The following is a 17,878-nucleotide window of genomic DNA, read 5'->3' on the forward strand; positions in this document are numbered from 1 at the left end:
CTCTACCTACGGTCAGATATAGCAATTGCTAATATCGCCTACCAAAAGATGTCACCAAATATCTGTTAGATTTATATATGTTTACAAAGTCATTTTTATAAAAAAATTTTATGAGCTTACTGATCGTAGGTGCGACAGGTACACTAGGTCGTCAAATAACCCGTCATGCACTAGATCGGGGGCTAAAAGTTAAATGTTTTGTGCGGTATCCTAAGAAAGCAGGCTTCCTCAGAGAATGGGGCGCAGAGCTAGTCGCAGGCAATCTCATGAAGCCTGAAAGTATCGATGACGCATTAGAGGGGGTCACTGAGATCATTGATGCAGCCACAACTAGGGCAACTGGATCTCTAAGAATTAGAGATGTCGATTGGCAAGGCAAAGTGTCATTGATCCAAGCCGCTGAACGGGCAAACATTCAACGTTTTGTATTTTTCTCTATACTTAATGCAGAGAAATATCCCAATGTGCCATTAATGGATATCAAGAACTGTACAGAAAAGTTTCTTGCTTCTACTGATCTTAACTACACCATCCTCAGACCCTGTGGATTTTTCCAAAACTTGATTGGTGAATATGCAATTCCCATCCTCGAAAATCAAACTATCTGGATTGGTGGTGAATCTTCACCGATCGCCTACATGAATACTCAAGATATCGCCAAATTTGCAATTCGAGCGCTAGAAGTTAAAGAAACTGAGCGTCAATCCTTTGCGATCGCAGGACCTAAAGCATGGCAGCCCAGCGAAATCATCAAACTCTGCGAAAGAATGTCGGGACGCACCCGCAGAACTGCCAATATGCCCCTTGGTTTATTACGCTTTGCCCGTAAAGTTGCCCTTGGATTTGAATGGGGTTGGAGCTTTGCCGAGCGCATGACCTATGCCGAAGTTCTTGCTAGTGGTATTCCCCTTGATGCCGATATGACCGAGACCTACAAAATTTTTGGTTTGCAAGAGGAAGACATGACTACCCTTGAATCCTATATGCAGGAATACTTTAGCCGCATTCTCAAAAAGCTGAAGGAGTTAGACTATAAAGAGCCAAAAATTAAAGCTCCTTTTTAGTTATAGAAACTTTAATTCTGTCATGGGCAAAATTAAAGCTTTCTACAAAGTATTGTGTGTTTACCACACCTTCTAATTCTTGACTTTGTTGCTATATTCTTTAGATGGCAATTAGAGAAACAGCTTACCAGCAACTTTTGATTGACCAGTGGGAACTATTAACTAAATCTAATCCCTAATAATTTAGATCCAATCATTAACATTTATGAGCAAATCACCATTAGACGCTTTCTTTATTGGTAGAGCCACTGCTGAAGCTGTGATCGATCGCATTGAAGAAACAGTAACCGATGCCCTAAGTGCCTTAGGTAAATTCGATGCTGAACAAAAGGAGCAGATCCGTCTCTTTGTGGAAACAGTTCTCGAAAGAGCTGAGCAGCAAAAGGGAAACGTAACTACTGAAGATAGCGATATTGCTCCCGATGAATTGCAAGAAACTATTGATAATCTCCGTGCTGAAATTGCTCACTTAAAATCAGAACTCCAACAATATCGCGATCGCTAAAAAAACTAACAAAAAAGCCTCGCAAAGCGAGGCTTTTTTGTCTTAACGTGAGTTTGGGATTTTAGAGAGGGTTTGCTACGTAAACCCTCTCTAAAATCCCAAAAGTAAAATCCTTGCTTAGCAAGGCTTTTACTTTTGGGATTTTAAAATTTGCCAACTTAACCCGAATTGACGTTGTTTTAGCGTAATGAAGGTGACGCTTTGGGAGAAAAAGTCGGTGAAGCGGAGGGAGTAGCACTATTTGGAGAATTAGGAGATGGACTTGGAGAGGTGCTAGGTGAAGTTGAAGGGGTAGCACTAGGAGAAACTGTCGCCGCAGGTTTAACCTGTGCTGGATCAGCTTTTTTCTTCTCTCCCAAAATACTAGGACTGCCATCATCAAACACCCCTGCAATACAAGCAATCATCATCGTTGCTAATGTGCCAACAAATAGAGCCTTCCAACCCAAATCCGAAATATCACGCCGACGCGATGGGATCAAGGCGATCGTGCCACCCACGAAAATACCAACTGACGCAAGGTGAGCAAATCCTGATAAGGCATAGCTGACAATAATCACAGTGCGATCGCTAATCAGTCCATCCTTTGATGCTTGAGCTAGAGCCTGATAGGGGGGGATCGCTGTCTCTAACAAGCGGCGACCAATAATTACCGAAGCTGTCCAAGAATCATCCAAAGATACGCCTGTGAGCAAAGTCAAAGGATAAAACAAAGCCCCTTGAATATTGGGGAGATTAATCACTTTGAAAATATCGCTGACAGTAGCCAGTGAAGCAAAAATTTGATTGATCAGATCCACTAAGCCAACGATCAAAATCAAAATTGCAGCGATCGATGCTGCCATCTTCAAACCGTCCAAAGCACCAATAATCGTGGCATCCATCGGACTCATGCGCTTCATCGTCTCGCCGCCAGCATTTTCTAGCTCTCCCTCATCCTTGGGCTTAGCTGACTTATCTTCCTTAGGAATTCCCCCCATCGTTAAGGGGACTTCCGTTTCTGGCACAAGGATTTTCGACAATACAAAGCAAGCGGGGATCGCAATAATTGAGGCTGAAACTAAGTGACCGAGGATATTGGGGAAAACTGGCTTTAAAAAACTCGTATAAATTGCCAAGGTCGAAGAAGCCGCCGTCCCAAAACAACAAGCTAAAATTGCACATAACTCACTGCGAGTCATTTTGGGTAAGTAAGGCTTAACTACGATCGCTGCTTCAATACCCACAAAAATATTCGCTGAACCGCTGAGAGCCTCTGCACCACTCAAACGCATCGTCCAGAAAAACAGCTTGGCAAAAATATTCACAATAATCTGGATGACTCCAATATTTTCCAGCAAAGCCATAAACCCTGAGAAAAATATCACCGCAGGCAAGGCACGAAAAGCAAACACATAAGACAAACGATTTGTCGTGCAGTACTTCACCGCATTATTTGCCGCAGTCGTGAGATCATCCAGCAAAACCTGTCCGGGGGCGCAAGTGCCATCAGGCTTGACAGGGAGTAATGCATAAGGCTCCTGTCCTGTCGGTGGCACAAACAAGCGTCCAAAGACAAATCTTGCGCCAGTGTCTGCCGAGTCAAATAAAGCATTCAGCAAATCGCTAAATCTCTGCAACAAGTCTCTAGTTGCAGGTAGCTGAAATACAAAAAATCCTAGAACTAATTGCAAGCCGATGCCCCAGATAATGACGCGCCAAGGAATGACCCGCCGATCCTCAGAAAAGATCCAAGCCACAAAGCACAAGCCAAAAATGCCGAAAAAAGAAACAAAATTCAGATAGGTCATTGGCGTTTGAGGAAGAGATTAGTCAAAGATTAAAAAGTAAATTGGTTTTATACTTGCAAAATCTAATCAAAATGTTACGATGATAAATGCTTTAAACCATGTCATTTCGTTAAAGGAATAAACTGTGGCAAATATCAAGTCCGCAAAAAAGCGCATTCAGATCGCTGAGCGCAACCGTCTGCATAATAGATCATATAAGTCAGCCGTCAAGACCCTAATTAAAAGCTATTTAGAAGCGGTCGATACCTATAAGGCAAATCCTACGCCTGAGGCTTTAGAAGCAGTGAATGCAAAACAGTCTCTTGCCTATAGCAAAATAGATCGCGCTGTCAAGCGTGGCGTGTTACATGGCAACACAGGCGCACGTCGCAAAGCAAAACTCGCAGTTGCCTATAATAAAGCTACTGCTACCAAGTAAGCCCTATTGTCTTAATCAGCATTAAGCACTAAATGTTGCATGATCATTAGCAATTGCAATTAATCGCTGCTGGAAACACAGTATTAAATTGTATTTGAGTAGTCTAGATTACTAGCCTCTTAATATGAATTTGCTATGATTAATTTGGTAATGATTTGAGATTGATCAACTTAGATGATGGTCTGATAACATTTTGTTGATGACCTGCGTATTCGGGCAGGTTGCAGAATAATCGCTTTTCCCCACATCTGCATCCGTCTGCGATCTTGAGATCTTCTCAGCCTGTCCCGCTTACACCTATTGGCTAAATGCCCATGTCTAATATTGACAAAGATCGGTTTCTAAACCCTATGCCTAGTTATAGAGGCGAATTTTCCCCAGAGAATTTAGCTTTTAATGCTAATCTACAAGAATTTACGAATCGCGTCTCAATCATATGTGCCTTAGAAACTGGTGGTAAGATATCACCAAACGAAGCGTACAAACAGATTAAGGATCTGTGGACAGAATTAGATCAATCCAAAAAAAATCTCTTAGCTGATGACTGATTCTCGATTGAAAGTCATCCTCATTGGAGACAATAGTCTCCAATCAACCCTTACCATAGGTATAAATCCTCGAAAAGATTGTTTACAATCTTTAACATAGGTTTATACTAGAAATAAGTAACTTCATTTTGCTGATTTCTCCCATTGCATGACTATCCAAAGCAATCTAATCTTTGGAAGCTGAAGTTTTCATAAAAAAGCTCTTTTTAAACCGCTTAAAATTTAGGGCAGAGATGTCCTTCGGCTTTGTTATTGATTGTTTATCGTGTGCGATTGGCAGAATAGGCGAACTGTTCTTAGAACAAATTTGCTGCAAATCTTAGGATCATCAATGCCCTCATCTTTTATTTCTCTCGGTATTTCAGAAGCGCGAGTTGCTAAGCTCGAATCCATTGGCTTTACAGAGCCTACAGCTATTCAAGAACAAGCAATTCCCCAATTACTCGCAGGCGCAGATGTACTCGGTCAAGCCCAGACTGGTACTGGTAAAACTGCTGCTTTTGCTTTGCCAATTTTGGAACGTTTGGATCTCAATGACGACTCTTTACAAGCCCTGATTTTGACACCCACTCGCGAATTGGCGATTCAAGTCGGACAGGCTTTGCGTAGCTTTAATACAAAGCCCGGCGCAAAAATTCTCACTGTATATGGTGGCTCCGCAATCGATCGCCAAATGATTCAGTTGGATCGTGGCGTTCATGTTGTTGTCGGTACTCCCGGTCGAGTCATCGACTTGATGGAACGTGGCAAGCTCAAACTAGACAAACTAGCTTGGTTTGTTTTAGATGAAGCTGATGAAATGCTCAATATGGGCTTCATTCAAGATGTCGAAAGAATCTTGGTAACAACTCCTTCAACCAAACAAAGCACTTTCTTCTCTGCAACAATGCCACCTGCGGTCAAGCGTTTGGTAAAGAACTTCTTGAAATCACCTGTAACTGTCAAAGTCGAGACTCAAGATTCTACGCCTACTCGCATTGATCAACAGATTTATTTGGTTCCTTATCACTTGACTAAGGAAGAGGCTCTATTACCTGTATTGGAATATGAAGCTCCAACTTCGGCAATTATCTTTGTGCGTACTAAGGATTCCGCAAGTCGCTTAACTGAGATTCTGCAATCCTCTGGACATAGTGTTGATGAATATCACGGTAATCTTTCGCAGTCTCAGCGCGAAAATCTATTGCGCCGTTTTCGTAACCAACAGGTACGTTGGGTTGTCGCAACTGACATTGCTGCCCGTGGGCTAGATATCGATGGTTTGACTCATGTATTTAACCTTGATATTCCCGATGATCCTGAACGCTATGTTCACCGCATTGGTCGGACTGGTCGTGCTGGCAAGAAAGGCATTGCCATTACCTTGATTTCTGGAAAAGAGCGCTACAAGTTGCGTCAATTGGAACAGCAAGTTGGTATGCCACTTCCTCCACAGCCATTGCCTAACGTTGCTCAGATTCAGGAACGCCGCATTGGTCGCTTTACTGAGCAAATCCTCGAAGCTTTGACTGGTGAGCGTTTAGCTTCCTTCTTACCTTTGGTATCGCAATTGGTTGAGGATTATGATCCTCAAGCGATCGCTGCTGCTGCGTTGCAACTCGCCTATACCCAATTGCAATCCGATAAAGCTGAGCAAGCTGCATTGCAAGTCTTGGCGAAACAGCCTCACAGTCCTTCTGGACGCGATCGCGATCGTGATGGTGGTTCTTACAACAGTGGTAGACCGATCAAGCGTGGTCAAAGCGGTTATCGCGGTGATGGCGGTGGTCGTTCTGGTGGCAATCGTGATGGCGGTGGTCGTGATGGTGGCTATGATTCCCGTCGCCCTTCTCGCGATCGTTCTTCAGCTCCAGTTAAATACTAGAAATCAATCACAATTTGATAGTGAAGTTCTTTATTGTTATAGGCAGTGCTAGGCATTGCCTATAACCGAATCAAAGCTTTTGATATGGAACTAATTCACCCGATCGCTTGATATTGCCCATCTAGAATTTAAGAGATAATCATAAATATAGCGGTTTTCCAATGAGTACATATTCATTGGAAAACAAAAGATAAATCCTAGTAAGAGTTTCGAGTTTTTATTTTGCTGTAGTCAAATTAAAAACCGCTATATCTAATCACAGCCCAAGTCATTTGTGTCAACTTCTTTGAAATGGAGTTCTTGCAAATTGCTTGGGTTCCATATTTTTTATGATCATTTAGTGGTCATCTTGAGAACATGCAGTCCTTAAATACCTTTTCTAAACTTGACACTGACCTTCGCAAAAATCTGACTGCGGTTTTTTTGGCAGGACTATTTTTCTGGTCAAGTATGGCATCCCAATTGCCAACTATTCCTTTATATATCAGTACCTTAACGCATTCCTATGACCAAATTGGGATTGTTATGGGTTCCTTTGCGATCGGTTTACTCATTTTCCGTCCCTATTTAGGTAGACTTTCGGATCGTAGAGGCAGAGTCTACACGATGCGCGTGGGTTTAATTGTGGCAGCCATAGTTCCCCTATGCTATGCCTTGTTACCTTCTATCCCTTTGTTGATTTTCTTTCGAGCAGTTCATGGCATTAGCATTGCTGCCTTTGCCGCTAGTTATAGTGCCTTAGTTGCCGATCTCGCACCCATTGAAAATCGTGGTGAAATCATTGGTTACATGAGCTTAGTTAATCCACTCGGACTAGCTATTGGTCCAGCCATGGGTGGGTTAATGCAGGAAGCTTGGGGATATCAACCACTCTTTGTAACAGCTTCACTGTTAGCATTAGCAGGATTATTACTGACAGTGCAGATTAGCAAAGAGGGCGATCGCCAAGGCAACTCCAAATCAATGAATAAAGCAGGATTTTGGCAGACTTTTCTTAATCCTAGAGTGAGAGTTCCTTCTACGGTTCTGTTACTAGTGGGATTAGCCTTTGGAACGCTCAGTTCTTTTATGCCTCTACTAATGCAACAAAAGCAAATTCCGCTTAATGCGGGTCTGTTTTACATGGCTGCGGCCTTGTCGGGATTTATCATTCGTTTTCCTGTGGGGCGGCTTAGCGATGAATGGGGACGAGGAATCTTCATCTCTATTGGCATCTTATTTTATGCTCTGTCAATGGGGTTAATCTATTTTGCTACGCAAAGTTATGAGTTCCTGTTATCAGGAATTGCTGAAGGTATCGGTTCAGGAATTGTGATTCCTGCCATTGTGGCTTTGCTTGCCGATCGCACAGTTCCCCAAGAGCGTGGCTATGTCTTTGGCATGACATGGGTTGGCTTTGATGTTGGTATCGCAGTTGCGGGACCTATTATGGGCAAACTGATTGCATTTGTCGGTATCACCAATATCTTTGGAATCGCTACAGGCTTGTGTATACTAGGATTCTTTATTTTTGCAACACAGTCTAATCAAACCGTTGCTGAATCTTTTAAATTCGCGATCGGACAGACTCGCGATCGCTATGCCATCAAAGGCGTAGTATCTCATGCCTAACAAATAAGCTAAAAAATAATGCACCATACTTTGCATGGTGCATTAGCAAAAAAGAGAGATGATGCAAAGCATTATCTCTCTTTTTGATTAGAGAACTACTCCCTTTGGCGCAGGAATAGATGGTTGTAGGTACATGGTCAAGAACTGAAGACCATTGTTAGCAAGATAGGGGAGTTTTTGAATCTTCTTCATCCATTCTGGTGCATTGGATTCATCAATCTTCGTGAGCTTGGCGTTGTTCTCTTCGCACTTCTTGAGACAAGACCAGAATTTAGGATTATCCAAATCCATAATTACAGGAAATGCCTTAGCGGCATCACGGTTGGTTTCACGGAGAACTTCATCGACATACTTTCTAGTATCCATACCGATGGACTCGTAGAATTCATTACGCACGCAAATATCATTCAGATACATGGTGGCAAATACTGATAGTAAGAAGAACTTACTCCAAAGATTTGCTCTAATACCTTTGATATTGTTCTGTTCGCTGCGAAGTAATAAGCTACAGAAATCTCCATGACGGCTTTCATCTTGACACCAGTTTTCAAAGAAATTGAAGATGGGGTAGATGCGATATTCAGGATGAGCGAGGAAATGCTGGTGAATTTTGATGTAGCGCCAGTAGCCAATCTTCTCAGATAAATAGGTAGCGTAGAAAATAAACTTTGGTGCAAAGTAGACGTATTTCTTAGTTTTCGATAGGGTCGAAAGGTCAAGTTGCAGGTCAAAGTCAGGCATCGCCTTATTTAAGAAACCAGCGTGACGTGCCTCATCACGACTCATCAGGCTAAAAATTTCTGCCATCAGAGGATTTTTATCTTTAATTTTGACGGCAATTTCTTTGTATAGCAAAAATCCTGAAAATTCAGATGTGCAAGAACCTTCGAGGAAGACACGGAAATGCTCTCTTACCTTAGGATCAATGTGATCCCAGTTTTGGTTAAAATCAGCAGTACGGACAAAGTGGCGACGGTTATAGTCAAATTTGAACTCTTCGAGGATCGCTTCATAGTCTGGCTTGAGGTCAAAGATGTCCATATTTGCCATCGCTTCAAAGTCAGTGGTATAGAAGCGTGGGGTGAGGATTGTTTCGCGTCTGCCAGTCCCGTTAACCTTTTGTTGGGTTGACTGGCTTACATCGGGTTTAGAAGGAGTAGCTACCATAGTTCGTGCGTTTTCTTAAATTCTGCTAGAAGATTTTGCTGATAAATTGCAGTTTATATACCTATATAACTGCCTATTTTACGACTAGTGTTTAGTTTATGGGTAGTTATATCTAGAAATAAGGTTTGCTTGTTAAGAAGCGTTAAGCAAGATGCCTTATCAGGTTATTTGAACATAAGTTTATCTGGTAGTTACTTCATCGCCGATCGCTTCTAAGCAAGTACGAAATTGCTAAGCTGATAATGCGGCAATTACAGCATCAGCATGAGCAGTCCAACCGATAATCCCCCCTTGGGCGCGGAGCATTTCGATAGTTGAAGATTTGAATTCGGGGAAATAGCTGGCGGTTCCATCCTCGATCAATAGACATTCATAGCCACGATCATTGGCTTCGCGCATAGTGGTTTGCACGCAGACTTCAGTAGTAACGCCTGTAAAGAGAAGATGGGTAATATTTTCTTTTTGCAAAATCTCTTCCAAATTAGTGCGACAAAAAGCGCCTTTCCCCGGCTTCACAATCACAATTTCATTCTCTAAGGGTGTAAGTTCAGGAATAATATTGTTCCCATCTTCACCGACGATTAAGATTCTGCCCATAGAGCCTTTGTCACCAATTTTGAGGCCTCCTTTGCCGCGATTGAGTTTGGAAGGAGGGCAATCGGAGAGATCAGCCGCATGAGCCTCGATGGTGTGAATGACTGGAAAATTTAGCGATCGGAAGATCTCTAATAGTTTCTTGACAGTTGGGACGATGCTTTGTAATTGGGTGACATCATTTCCTAGTGCATCACCAAAGCCACCATGTTCTAGAAAATCCCTTTGCATATCAATGATGACAAGGGCTACTTTACTCTCAGTTGGTAATTCATAATCGTAGGGTTGAGCAGCGATCGCAGACATACTTTTCTCCTAGTAGATTTTTTAGGTGTGGCACTCAATCCGAAAATTCAAAGTTATTCGTTAATAATTACAGGCTTTTCCCAAACAATTAAGACCACACAGCCTTCTTCGCTAGAGACTTGGTGACTCGTATTGGGAGCATTAATGATGACAGCACCCTTGGTGTACTTACCATTAGCATCGGATTGCGAACCTGACAGCACAAATATATGTTCATATCCTGAATGGGAATGGTGGGGAACTTTCGCACCTGCCTCATAGCGTAGCAAAGCGGCACTAGCGCCCATATCATTTTTATATAAAGGATAAATTTCGACTCCTTTGCGAAAGGATTCCCAAGGTAAATCGTCGTAATGGTCACGAGTAAGTAGTTCAGGAAATACCCGAACTTGTTGATTAATAATCATCGTTTTTTATAGTTATTTTTGCGGGTGCGAAGTTCCCGCAAAAAAGTGGATTAATGTCCCGCCATTTTCTGACCGATCTCAGCAAGATCAGCTTTAGCACTGGTACTTTCATAGACAAACTTACCATCGCTCATCACTAAAATGCGATCGCTCAGGGTTAAAATCTCATCGAGATCTTCACTAACTAGTAACACGGCAACACCACGATTACGAGCTTCCACAATTTGATTGTGAATATACTCGACGGCAGCAAAATCTAGACCGAAGACAGGGTTGGCAACGATGAGCAGCTTGATTTGTTCTGCGGAAAGTTCTCTAGCAAGGACAGTACGTTGCACATTTCCACCAGAGAGATTGCCCACAGGTGTTTCAGGTGAAGGAGTTTTAATTGAGAAGACTTTAATCAAATTTTTGGCAGTTTCACGAATTGCCTTGAATAGGAGCAGAACCCCACCTTTAGCTTGAGGTGGACGATCAAAGGTGCGTAACGCCAAATTTTCGGCAACGCTCATATGGGGAACACAGGCATTGCGTAGAGGCTCTTCAGGCAGTGAAAATACTTGATGGCTATACATTTCCTTGCGGGTTGCATAGTAGCGATCGCCATTGACAAAAATCTCGCCAGATGTGGGAGTTCTTTGTCCAGAGAGAACTTCCACAAATTCGCGTTGTCCATTGCCTGAGACTCCTGCAATCCCGACAATTTCACCACTCTTGATTTGTAAATCTACACCTGCAACGGCTTCTAGACCATTGTCCTTATCCGCATGGATATTCCGCACATCAAGAACGATATTTTCAGCAGTAACTTCAGTCTTGGCAACTTGACGAGCTTCTTTAGCTTCACCGAGCATCATCGCCGCCATATCGGCAACTGATAGCTCTTTGGTGGAACCAGTACCTGCAAATTTACCCTTACGCAGAACGGTAACATTATCCGCAAAGGCAGTAATCTCGCGGAACTTATGGCTGATCATCAGTACGCTCAAGCGTCCTGCGGTTACTTCTTCACGCAAAAGTCCAAGTACTTCATCAGCTTCCTGAGGCGTTAATACAGAAGTTGGTTCATCCAAAATGAGAATCCGACTCTTGAGATACAGTTGTTTGAGAATTTCTAGTTTCTGCTTTTGACCAGCCGCTAGTTGGGAAATAGGAGTATTTAAATCAATTTTGAATGGGGCGGATGCCATGAAGGCATCTAATTTTTCGTATTCCTCTTTCCAATTAATGATCGTTGGGGTGTCTGGTCTGACTAGCAAAAGGTTTTCGGCAACAGTCATAGCTGGTACAACCGTAAAGTGCTGATACACCATGCCAATCCCATAGCCATAGGCATCACGAGGACTGTTAATATCTCGCGATCGCTTATTAATCAAAATATCGCCGTGGGTCGCCGCATGAAATCCCATGATGCATTTGACCAGAGTACTTTTACCTGCACCATTTTCACCAAGTAGCGCGTGAAAAGTTCCAGGGGCAAGTTTCAGCGATACATTATCTACTGCGGTAAAAGAGCCAAATTTCTTGGAAATATTTACTAGCTCTAGTTCTGGAGGTAGATGCGATCGCAAAGCGTCAGCCGAAACACTAGATGGAATAGTCACGGGTGGAATCGACTCTTTCATAGATTCTTCTACAACCAGATTATCAGCAAGATCACTTTCAAGATCATCAGGCATCGGTTTTTCCATAGCGGCGCATACTTAGCACATTTTTTTAATTCAACTAGAAATTTTGTTTAATTGCTGTAGTCAATGCTTCAGAATCACTAACTGCACCAAAAACACCACCCTGCATTTCGATCATTTTTAGAGCTGCTAGATGATTTCCATAATCAGTTGCCCCAGTACAATCCGATAGCAGCAGGCATTCATAGCCGCGATCATTGGCATCCCGCATCGTCGTATGTACGCAGACATCGGTGGTAATGCCAGACAAAATAATATTTTGAATACCTTTACGTTTTAACAGCAAATCAAGATCGGTGGCATAAAACGAGCCTTTCCCCGGTTTATCAATAATTGGCTCATCGGGCAATGGGTAAAGCTCAGGAATAATGTCCCACCCTGCTTCGCCCCGCACTAAAATCTTGCCACATGGACCCTCATCCCCAATTCCTGCGCCAATCCTTTGCGATCGCCAGCGCTTGTTTTCTGGCAAATCTGATAAATCGGGACGATGACCTTCACGGGTATGAATAATATGAAAGCCTTTTTCCCGAAATAGGGTCAAAACTTTTTTGATTGGCTCAATGGGTGCTCTGGTCAGCGATAGGTCATAACCCATCTTGTCTACATAACCACCAATACCGCAAAAGTCAGTCTGCATATCAATGATGATCAGTACAGTATTGTCTGGTCGGAGATCGCCATTATAAGGATAGGGATAGGGAGTTGCGTTAACGTACATAAATAATTTATGAACTTTCTAAATAATTAGCACCAAGAATTACTTATAGTAGTGAATATGTTTTTCCGCCTTTGGCGGGGAAACACATCTGAAAAGCACTTTTAGTAATTCTTGGTGCTAATTATTACGGATATGGCTAGACGGGACTGTTACTCAGAAACTTATCGCAGTACCTTGCCCACTGGCATATATTCCTCAACGAGATTACGCTGACTAACCCGATCGCCTTCTGCTAACAGGCGATCGCCCGCCTCTTGTAAAGTCCTAAGATCGAAACTAGGTGGGCGAAATTCTGGTAAAGCTTCAGTGCTATTGACTAAACGCAGTGATAGACGCTCTAAGCCAATTTGATAAACAAACTTGCGTACCTGCTCATCATAGAGACTTGAGCGCAATGAACCAAAGAAATCAATCGAGCGATCGGGATACATATCGACAAGGCGCTCAATTTCCCACTGCGGAATATTATCTGGAGCAAAAATGCCACTAACAATCCCAATGCGATCTTCGCGATCGGGATTCCAATAAAACTTTTCCATACGACCATCGCGCACCAAAGGCGCATACAAAGTCGAAAAATCATTCCCCGTCACAATAATCGGCACACGTCTGATCGGATTGCTGTCATAGCTCCCTGGAAGCTGCACATTGGTTGGATTGTCCGCAATATTCATTAATGTGGCATTAACTAACTGAGTGTTCACCGTATATTGCGTAGTGCTATCAACTCTTCCTGCCCCCGCATCGAGATCGTTAATCAAGAGAGCGCACATCTTGCCCCGCACCTTTACCAACTCAGCAGCCTCTCGATAGCGCATCCTAATCAATCGCGCAGGATCACCAGCATCAGGGCTTTCCAACTCACCACCCGACATTCTGATCGGATCAATCCCTAGTTTCTGAAAAGCTAACTCACATTGAAATGACTTACCTTCACCTTTGCCCCCATGAATACCTAAAATTAGCGGCACATTCACATTTGGCAACTTCATAAAATTCTTGGCAAGATGTACAGCCAATTTATCCAGAAAGCGCGGTGAAATGTAATAAGACATACAGATTAATTTTAAGAACTATAAGCAATTTAGCCTATCTCAAGGCTCTCTTGGGATCTCATTTCTTGCTAATCCGTTGGCAAAGCTCTGAAGTTTAGAGTTAAAAAGGGTTTTGAGGCTTTGCCCAAAATTCTTGAATTGCTTGAATCACTCTAGGATGAGTCCGTAGATCGGAGTGATTGACTCCATTCAAACAAATAAAATGAGCATGTTTGATTTTCGTGGACTCAACCGTAACCATTAGATCCCAGCCGCCGATAATATGCCCCGCTACAACTAATGTCGGAATTACCGCCGCAATCTTTTCGGCTAAGTATCGTCTATCTTCACTCAGATGTTTAGCCATGCCAATCCTAAATCCCCAAGCACTCAGAATTTTGGCAACATCTGCACCACCAATGGGAGAGCCTAAAAGGATTAAAGATTCAATACGAGACCACCATTCAGGATGGCGAGATAGGACTTCTACCCAAATGACTCCGCCGAGTGATGTGGCAATGATCCGCGCAGGTATATCAGGATAATCTTGAAACGTTTGTTCAGCAGATTTAGCTACTTTTTGAATAAGCGGGGCGATCGCAAAATGCGTTTCAATCGAAAACCTAAATCTATCTGGTACGAAGGATGGCAAAGAGCCTAAATAGGGGGCAATAATTTTAGATGCTGGGAGAGCAACTTTCTTGGCTAAAGTCTCCATAGAATAATTGCCGTCACTCATTCCATGCTGGGAAAATACGATAAGTTTTGGGCGTTGACCTTCCATAGGTAAAATTTTCGTTTTATAGATAGGACTTGAGCTTTTAGTCAAGAAATTGAGTTCTTGGCTAAAAGCTACTGCTGCGTAACTTCTAAATAAAAAAGCCCGCTTAGGCGGGCTTTTTTATTTACTTCTTATCTTTAGAGTTAGAGATGACCTTAGGAGGTTCACGGAAGAAGATTGCAAAGAAGAACAAACCAATCAAACAAGCGAAAATAAAAGTGTAAGTGAGAGCTTCCATTAGATACTATGCCTCAACAGCGCGAGTAGTTTTGTCGCCAACTTTTTGGAAAGCACCCCATTCAACTTGCTCTTCGCTGAGTTCTGGGTCAACCCCAGCAAACACATCGCGGAACAAGGTGCGAGCACCATGCCAAATGTGACCAAAGAAGAAGAACAATGCAAATACTGCATGTCCAAAGGTAAACCAACCACGAGGGCTAGTACGGAATACACCGTCAGAATTATTCTTTTCTTGATCGAATTCAAAAATTTCGCCTAGCTGAGCTTGACGAGCATATTTCTTCACAGAAGGTGCATCAGTGAAGGTTTTGCCATTTAACTGACCACCAACGAAGGAGACAGTTACACCAGTTTGCTCAACACTGTACTTAGATTCAGCACGACGGAAAGGAATGTCAGCTCTGACAACGCCATCTTGGTCTTGGAGAACTACAGGGAAGGTTTCAAAGAAGTTAGGCAAACGACGAACACTGAGTTCACGACCTTCTTTATCCTTGAAAATTGGATGTCCTTGCCAGCTTTGGGCAATACCATCACCATTGTTCATTGGACCAACGCGGAACAAACCACCTTTAGCAGGGCTGTTACCAACGTAGTCATAGAAAGCAAGTTTGTCGGGAATAGTTGACCAAGCTTCTTGCTCACTCAAGCCAGAGTTAATACCAGCTTGGACACGGCGAGAGATTTCTTGTTGGAAAGCGTTAGTATCCCACTGATAGCGGGTTGGTCCATATAACTCGATAGGGGTAGCTGCGGAGCCGTACCACATGGTTCCAGCAACAACAAATGCTGCAAAAAACACAGCTGCAATACTGCTAGATAGTACGGTTTCGATGTTACCCATACGGAGCGCTTTGTAAAGACGCTCTGGTGGACGCACGGTCAAGTGGAATAGACCCGCAATGATGCCCACGATACCTGCGGCAATGTGGTGCGCAGCAATACCACCAGCATTGAAGGGGTTAAATCCATTGGGTCCCCATTCAGGAGCGACGGGAGCAACATGACCATTCAAGCCATAGGCATCGGATACCCAGATACCAGGACCAAATAGCCCTGTTACGTGAAATGCACCAAAGCCAAAGCAGAGTAAACCAGACAAGAAGAGGTGAATACCGAACATTTTAGGCAAGTCTAAAGCAGGCTCACCTGTGCGAGGATCTCTGAACAGTTCGAGATCCCAGTTTACCCAATGCCAAATAGCAGCTAGGAAGAGTAAACCAGAGAGGACGATGTGTGCAAGTGCAACACCTTCAAAAGACCAGAAGCCAGGGTCAGCCGTTGAGCCACCTGTAATTGTCCAGCCGCCCCAAGAATTGGTAATACCAATACGGGTCATGAAAGGCATGACAAACAAACCTTGCCGCCACATGGGGTTGAGGACGGGGTCACTGGGGTCAAAAATTGCTAGCTCGTAAAGTGCCATCGAGCCTGCCCACCCTGCTACAAGAGCAGTGTGCATCAGGTGCGTGGCAATCAGTCTTCCTGGATCGTTCAGGAGAACTGTATGCACTCGATACCAGGGTAATCCCATTGCAAATGTTCCTTAATCTATGTAGTGAATAAGATCTTAACGATTCTTAATTTTAATTTATGATAATTGATCCTGACTTAGGCGATTACTCAAATACTTAAAAGTAATTTAAGCAAACACTTTGATCAGGAATGTGAAGTCAGTTTGGTTATTTTATTCGTAACACAATAATAAACTATTCCTTCCGATTGATTGCTCGATCGCTATATTAAAAATCAGTAAAATTCCAATTTGCGATGCATCAATATTGGATTTAGGGACGATAAATGCGTTTTGGTAGGTGCGATCGCGATATTTCGATCGCTAAATCAACGGGCGGATAGGCTCTATTTATATGATCACTATTGATCGGATTTATCAGATCGCCTAAAAAGCGATCGCTTGTTGCATGGTTTCCTAGCAGGCGGGGCAAAAATAGTTCAGGATGGAGTGCCTTCCAGAAATACTCAACAAATTGGGTAATTTCGCGATCGCTCATACCTGTTTTTCCAGATGCAATTAATTTATGTTCGGCTTCTAGTCGCCATTGCAAGCTGTATTGGTAGTCTTTAGGGACAAGCACAATTAAGCTGTCGAGATAATTCCAAAGGGGCAGGTAGTTATATAGGTTGGCGTTGCATTCAAGGGCAAATTCGCGATCGCTTTCCGACAAGATGGGGGGGATAAAATTACGAAATGCTGAAATTGGCAGGGGGTGCATCCCCACAAACCAGCCTTCAAACAAGACAATATCTGCACCATAGGAAATTTCAGGATCAATGCGATCGCCTGCACCATTGTGCAAAGACTTGTCAAAACGAGGAATAGCAATTGGTTGAGGTTGATCTAGATTGCGATCGCGTAATTGCTGCAAAATCTGAAGCCCTAGATCTACATCGTGGGTATTAGGGGGCCCGCGCCAAATTAGATCGGGACGACGCTCTCGTAATTTTTGGCGATCGGCATAGGTTTTGTATAAATCATCAAGGGAAATGCTTAAAAAAGTTTTGCCGAGATGCTTTAACAGAATATTTAAGATGATCCCTAATGTTGTTTTGCCTGTTCCCTGCCCTCCTAGTAAACCTTGAATTAATGGTCTACCTAATTTTTGTTGTTGATCGGCAAGTTTTTGAGCAAGAGGAATCCAGAAATACCACAAAAGAGTAAATACATCTGAAGGATGATCTAATTGAATATTTTGCTTTGTGACGACTTGTGAAATTCCTGAGAAAGCTAGGTGTAATAGATGCGATCGCTGGTGAATAATCGCGTCAATCTCTCCCACCTCCAAATCATGCAAATCCTTGATATCTGTGAATTGCAAGTGATTATTGGTTGCCAGTAAATCTTGTTTGAGTAAATTTTCATCCTGCTCAGATAAGCGATCGCCATGCCCGATCAGTTCAATAATTCTTATAAGTTGATTTTCAATCATTCCCTTACCCAATCAGGCATCTGCATGATTTAAGACTTAATACGGCTATACAGATTACAAATTTACAAAAATTAAGCTGTTAATTAACAATTATTTAACATAGAATATTATCGTGAGTAATTATACGCAGGCTCCTCCACAAAAACTACATATAATTACTGACATCAAACACTAGTTAGATACATTACTAAA

The 17,878-nt window shown here is 42.7% G+C and carries 16 protein-coding genes and 1 pseudogene; 6 read left to right on the top strand and 11 right to left on the bottom strand.

The genetic code is table 11. The features are described from left to right. Positions 1-110 precede the first annotated feature (110 nt). Entirely contained in the window at positions 111-1,064 is a 954-nt protein-coding gene (locus tag NMG48_RS06540; protein ID WP_271254494.1) for an NAD(P)H-binding protein, read from the top strand. A 205-nt stretch (positions 1,065-1,269) separates the two neighbouring features. Continuing rightward, entirely contained in the window at positions 1,270-1,569 is a 300-nt protein-coding gene (locus NMG48_RS06545; protein ID WP_126389196.1) for a DUF6825 family protein, read from the top strand. 179 nt (positions 1,570-1,748) lie between these two features. Here NMG48_RS06545 and NMG48_RS06550 read toward each other — a convergent pair whose 3' ends face one another. Next, positions 1,749-3,359 carry a NupC/NupG family nucleoside CNT transporter gene (locus NMG48_RS06550; RefSeq protein ID WP_271254495.1) on the bottom strand — a complete coding sequence of 537 codons (1,611 nt, stop codon included), beginning with the start codon at positions 3,357-3,359 and terminating at the stop codon, positions 1,749-1,751. A gap of 124 nt (positions 3,360-3,483) precedes the next feature. On the opposite strand from NMG48_RS06550, the gene rpsT reads away from it, so the two are divergent. The 4 genes from rpsT to NMG48_RS06570 all read left to right on the top strand — a co-directional run bounded on the left by rpsT (position 3,484) and on the right by NMG48_RS06570 (position 7,800). Then, positions 3,484-3,777, top strand: a complete 294-nt coding sequence (rpsT, locus tag NMG48_RS06555; RefSeq protein WP_271254496.1) for a 30S ribosomal protein S20 — start codon at positions 3,484-3,486, stop codon at positions 3,775-3,777. Between the two features lie 314 nt (positions 3,778-4,091). Then, positions 4,092-4,325 carry a DUF7219 family protein gene (locus tag NMG48_RS06560; RefSeq protein ID WP_271254497.1) on the top strand — a complete coding sequence of 78 codons (234 nt, stop codon included), beginning with the start codon at positions 4,092-4,094 and terminating at the stop codon, positions 4,323-4,325. 331 nt (positions 4,326-4,656) lie between these two features. Further along, a complete protein-coding gene (locus NMG48_RS06565; RefSeq protein WP_271254498.1) occupies positions 4,657-6,189 on the top strand; it encodes a DEAD/DEAH box helicase in 1,533 nt (510 codons plus the stop codon). 357 nt (positions 6,190-6,546) lie between these two features. Next, positions 6,547-7,800, top strand: a complete 1,254-nt coding sequence (locus NMG48_RS06570) for an MFS transporter (RefSeq protein WP_271254499.1) — start codon at positions 6,547-6,549, stop codon at positions 7,798-7,800. Positions 7,801-7,887: 87 nt separating this feature from the next. On the opposite strand, the gene acsF is transcribed toward NMG48_RS06570, so the two are convergent. The 10 genes and pseudogenes from acsF to NMG48_RS06620 all read right to left on the bottom strand — a co-directional run bounded on the left by acsF (position 7,888) and on the right by NMG48_RS06620 (position 17,686). Next, positions 7,888-8,967 (bottom strand): magnesium-protoporphyrin IX monomethyl ester (oxidative) cyclase, encoded by a 1,080-nt coding sequence (acsF, locus tag NMG48_RS06575; protein WP_271254500.1) that lies wholly within the window; start codon positions 8,965-8,967, stop codon positions 7,888-7,890. Positions 8,968-9,198: 231 nt separating this feature from the next. Next, the gene (locus tag NMG48_RS06580; RefSeq protein WP_271254501.1) at positions 9,199-9,867 is read right to left on the bottom strand and encodes a cysteine hydrolase family protein; all 669 of its coding nucleotides are present in this window, start codon (positions 9,865-9,867) and stop codon (positions 9,199-9,201) included. Between the two features lie 53 nt (positions 9,868-9,920). After that, positions 9,921-10,274 carry a cupin domain-containing protein gene (locus NMG48_RS06585; RefSeq protein ID WP_271254502.1) on the bottom strand — a complete coding sequence of 118 codons (354 nt, stop codon included), beginning with the start codon at positions 10,272-10,274 and terminating at the stop codon, positions 9,921-9,923. Positions 10,275-10,324: 50 nt separating this feature from the next. Beyond that, complete coding sequence (locus NMG48_RS06590; RefSeq protein ID WP_441339186.1) at positions 10,325-11,899, bottom strand: ABC transporter ATP-binding protein; 1,575 nt, start codon at positions 11,897-11,899, stop codon at positions 10,325-10,327. 100 nt (positions 11,900-11,999) lie between these two features. Beyond that, positions 12,000-12,683 (bottom strand): biuret amidohydrolase, encoded by a 684-nt coding sequence (gene biuH, locus NMG48_RS06595; protein ID WP_126389215.1) that lies wholly within the window; start codon positions 12,681-12,683, stop codon positions 12,000-12,002. 188 nt (positions 12,684-12,871) lie between these two features. Beyond that, positions 12,872-13,738, bottom strand: a pseudogene (locus NMG48_RS06600) (AAA family ATPase); the annotation flags it as partial. A 100-nt stretch (positions 13,739-13,838) separates the two neighbouring features. Continuing rightward, entirely contained in the window at positions 13,839-14,501 is a 663-nt protein-coding gene (locus NMG48_RS06605) for an alpha/beta fold hydrolase (RefSeq protein ID WP_271254505.1), read from the bottom strand. Positions 14,502-14,622: 121 nt separating this feature from the next. Then, complete coding sequence (locus tag NMG48_RS06610; protein WP_094531873.1) at positions 14,623-14,736, bottom strand: photosystem II reaction center protein T; 114 nt, start codon at positions 14,734-14,736, stop codon at positions 14,623-14,625. A gap of 6 nt (positions 14,737-14,742) precedes the next feature. Further along, the gene (gene psbB, locus NMG48_RS06615; RefSeq protein ID WP_271254506.1) at positions 14,743-16,272 is read right to left on the bottom strand and encodes a photosystem II chlorophyll-binding protein CP47; all 1,530 of its coding nucleotides are present in this window, start codon (positions 16,270-16,272) and stop codon (positions 14,743-14,745) included. 253 nt (positions 16,273-16,525) lie between these two features. Then, positions 16,526-17,686: a glycerate kinase gene (locus NMG48_RS06620; protein WP_271254507.1), complete on the bottom strand. Its 1,161-nt coding sequence runs from the start codon at positions 17,684-17,686 to the stop codon at positions 16,526-16,528. Positions 17,687-17,878: the final 192 nt, after the last annotated feature.

The sequence above is a fragment of the Pseudanabaena sp. Chao 1811 genome (genome assembly GCF_027942295.1).
Lineage (GTDB): Bacteria > Cyanobacteriota > Cyanobacteriia > Pseudanabaenales > Pseudanabaenaceae > Pseudanabaena.

Bases quoted from the DNA above. Each gene is read 5' to 3' on its own strand.
- NMG48_RS06540 (WP_271254494.1), top strand. From the start codon at position 111: ATGAGCTTACTGATCGTAGGTGCGACAGGTACACTAGGTCGTCAAATA.
- NMG48_RS06545 (WP_126389196.1), top strand. From the start codon at position 1,270: ATGAGCAAATCACCATTAGACGCTTTCTTTATTGGTAGAGCCACTGCT.
- NMG48_RS06550 (WP_271254495.1), bottom strand. From the start codon at position 3,359: ATGACCTATCTGAATTTTGTTTCTTTTTTCGGCATTTTTGGCTTGTGC.
- NMG48_RS06560 (WP_271254497.1), top strand. From the start codon at position 4,092: ATGTCTAATATTGACAAAGATCGGTTTCTAAACCCTATGCCTAGTTAT.
- NMG48_RS06565 (WP_271254498.1), top strand. From the start codon at position 4,657: ATGCCCTCATCTTTTATTTCTCTCGGTATTTCAGAAGCGCGAGTTGCT.
- NMG48_RS06570 (WP_271254499.1), top strand. From the start codon at position 6,547: ATGCAGTCCTTAAATACCTTTTCTAAACTTGACACTGACCTTCGCAAA.
- acsF (WP_271254500.1), bottom strand. From the start codon at position 8,967: ATGGTAGCTACTCCTTCTAAACCCGATGTAAGCCAGTCAACCCAACAA.
- NMG48_RS06580 (WP_271254501.1), bottom strand. From the start codon at position 9,867: ATGTCTGCGATCGCTGCTCAACCCTACGATTATGAATTACCAACTGAG.
- NMG48_RS06585 (WP_271254502.1), bottom strand. From the start codon at position 10,274: ATGATTATTAATCAACAAGTTCGGGTATTTCCTGAACTACTTACTCGT.
- NMG48_RS06590 (WP_441339186.1), bottom strand. From the start codon at position 11,899: ATGAAAGAGTCGATTCCACCCGTGACTATTCCATCTAGTGTTTCGGCT.
- biuH (WP_126389215.1), bottom strand. From the start codon at position 12,683: ATGTACGTTAACGCAACTCCCTATCCCTATCCTTATAATGGCGATCTC.
- NMG48_RS06605 (WP_271254505.1), bottom strand. From the start codon at position 14,501: ATGGAAGGTCAACGCCCAAAACTTATCGTATTTTCCCAGCATGGAATG.
- NMG48_RS06610 (WP_094531873.1), bottom strand. From the start codon at position 14,736: ATGGAAGCTCTCACTTACACTTTTATTTTCGCTTGTTTGATTGGTTTG.
- psbB (WP_271254506.1), bottom strand. From the start codon at position 16,272: ATGGGATTACCCTGGTATCGAGTGCATACAGTTCTCCTGAACGATCCA.
- NMG48_RS06620 (WP_271254507.1), bottom strand. From the start codon at position 17,686: ATGATTGAAAATCAACTTATAAGAATTATTGAACTGATCGGGCATGGC.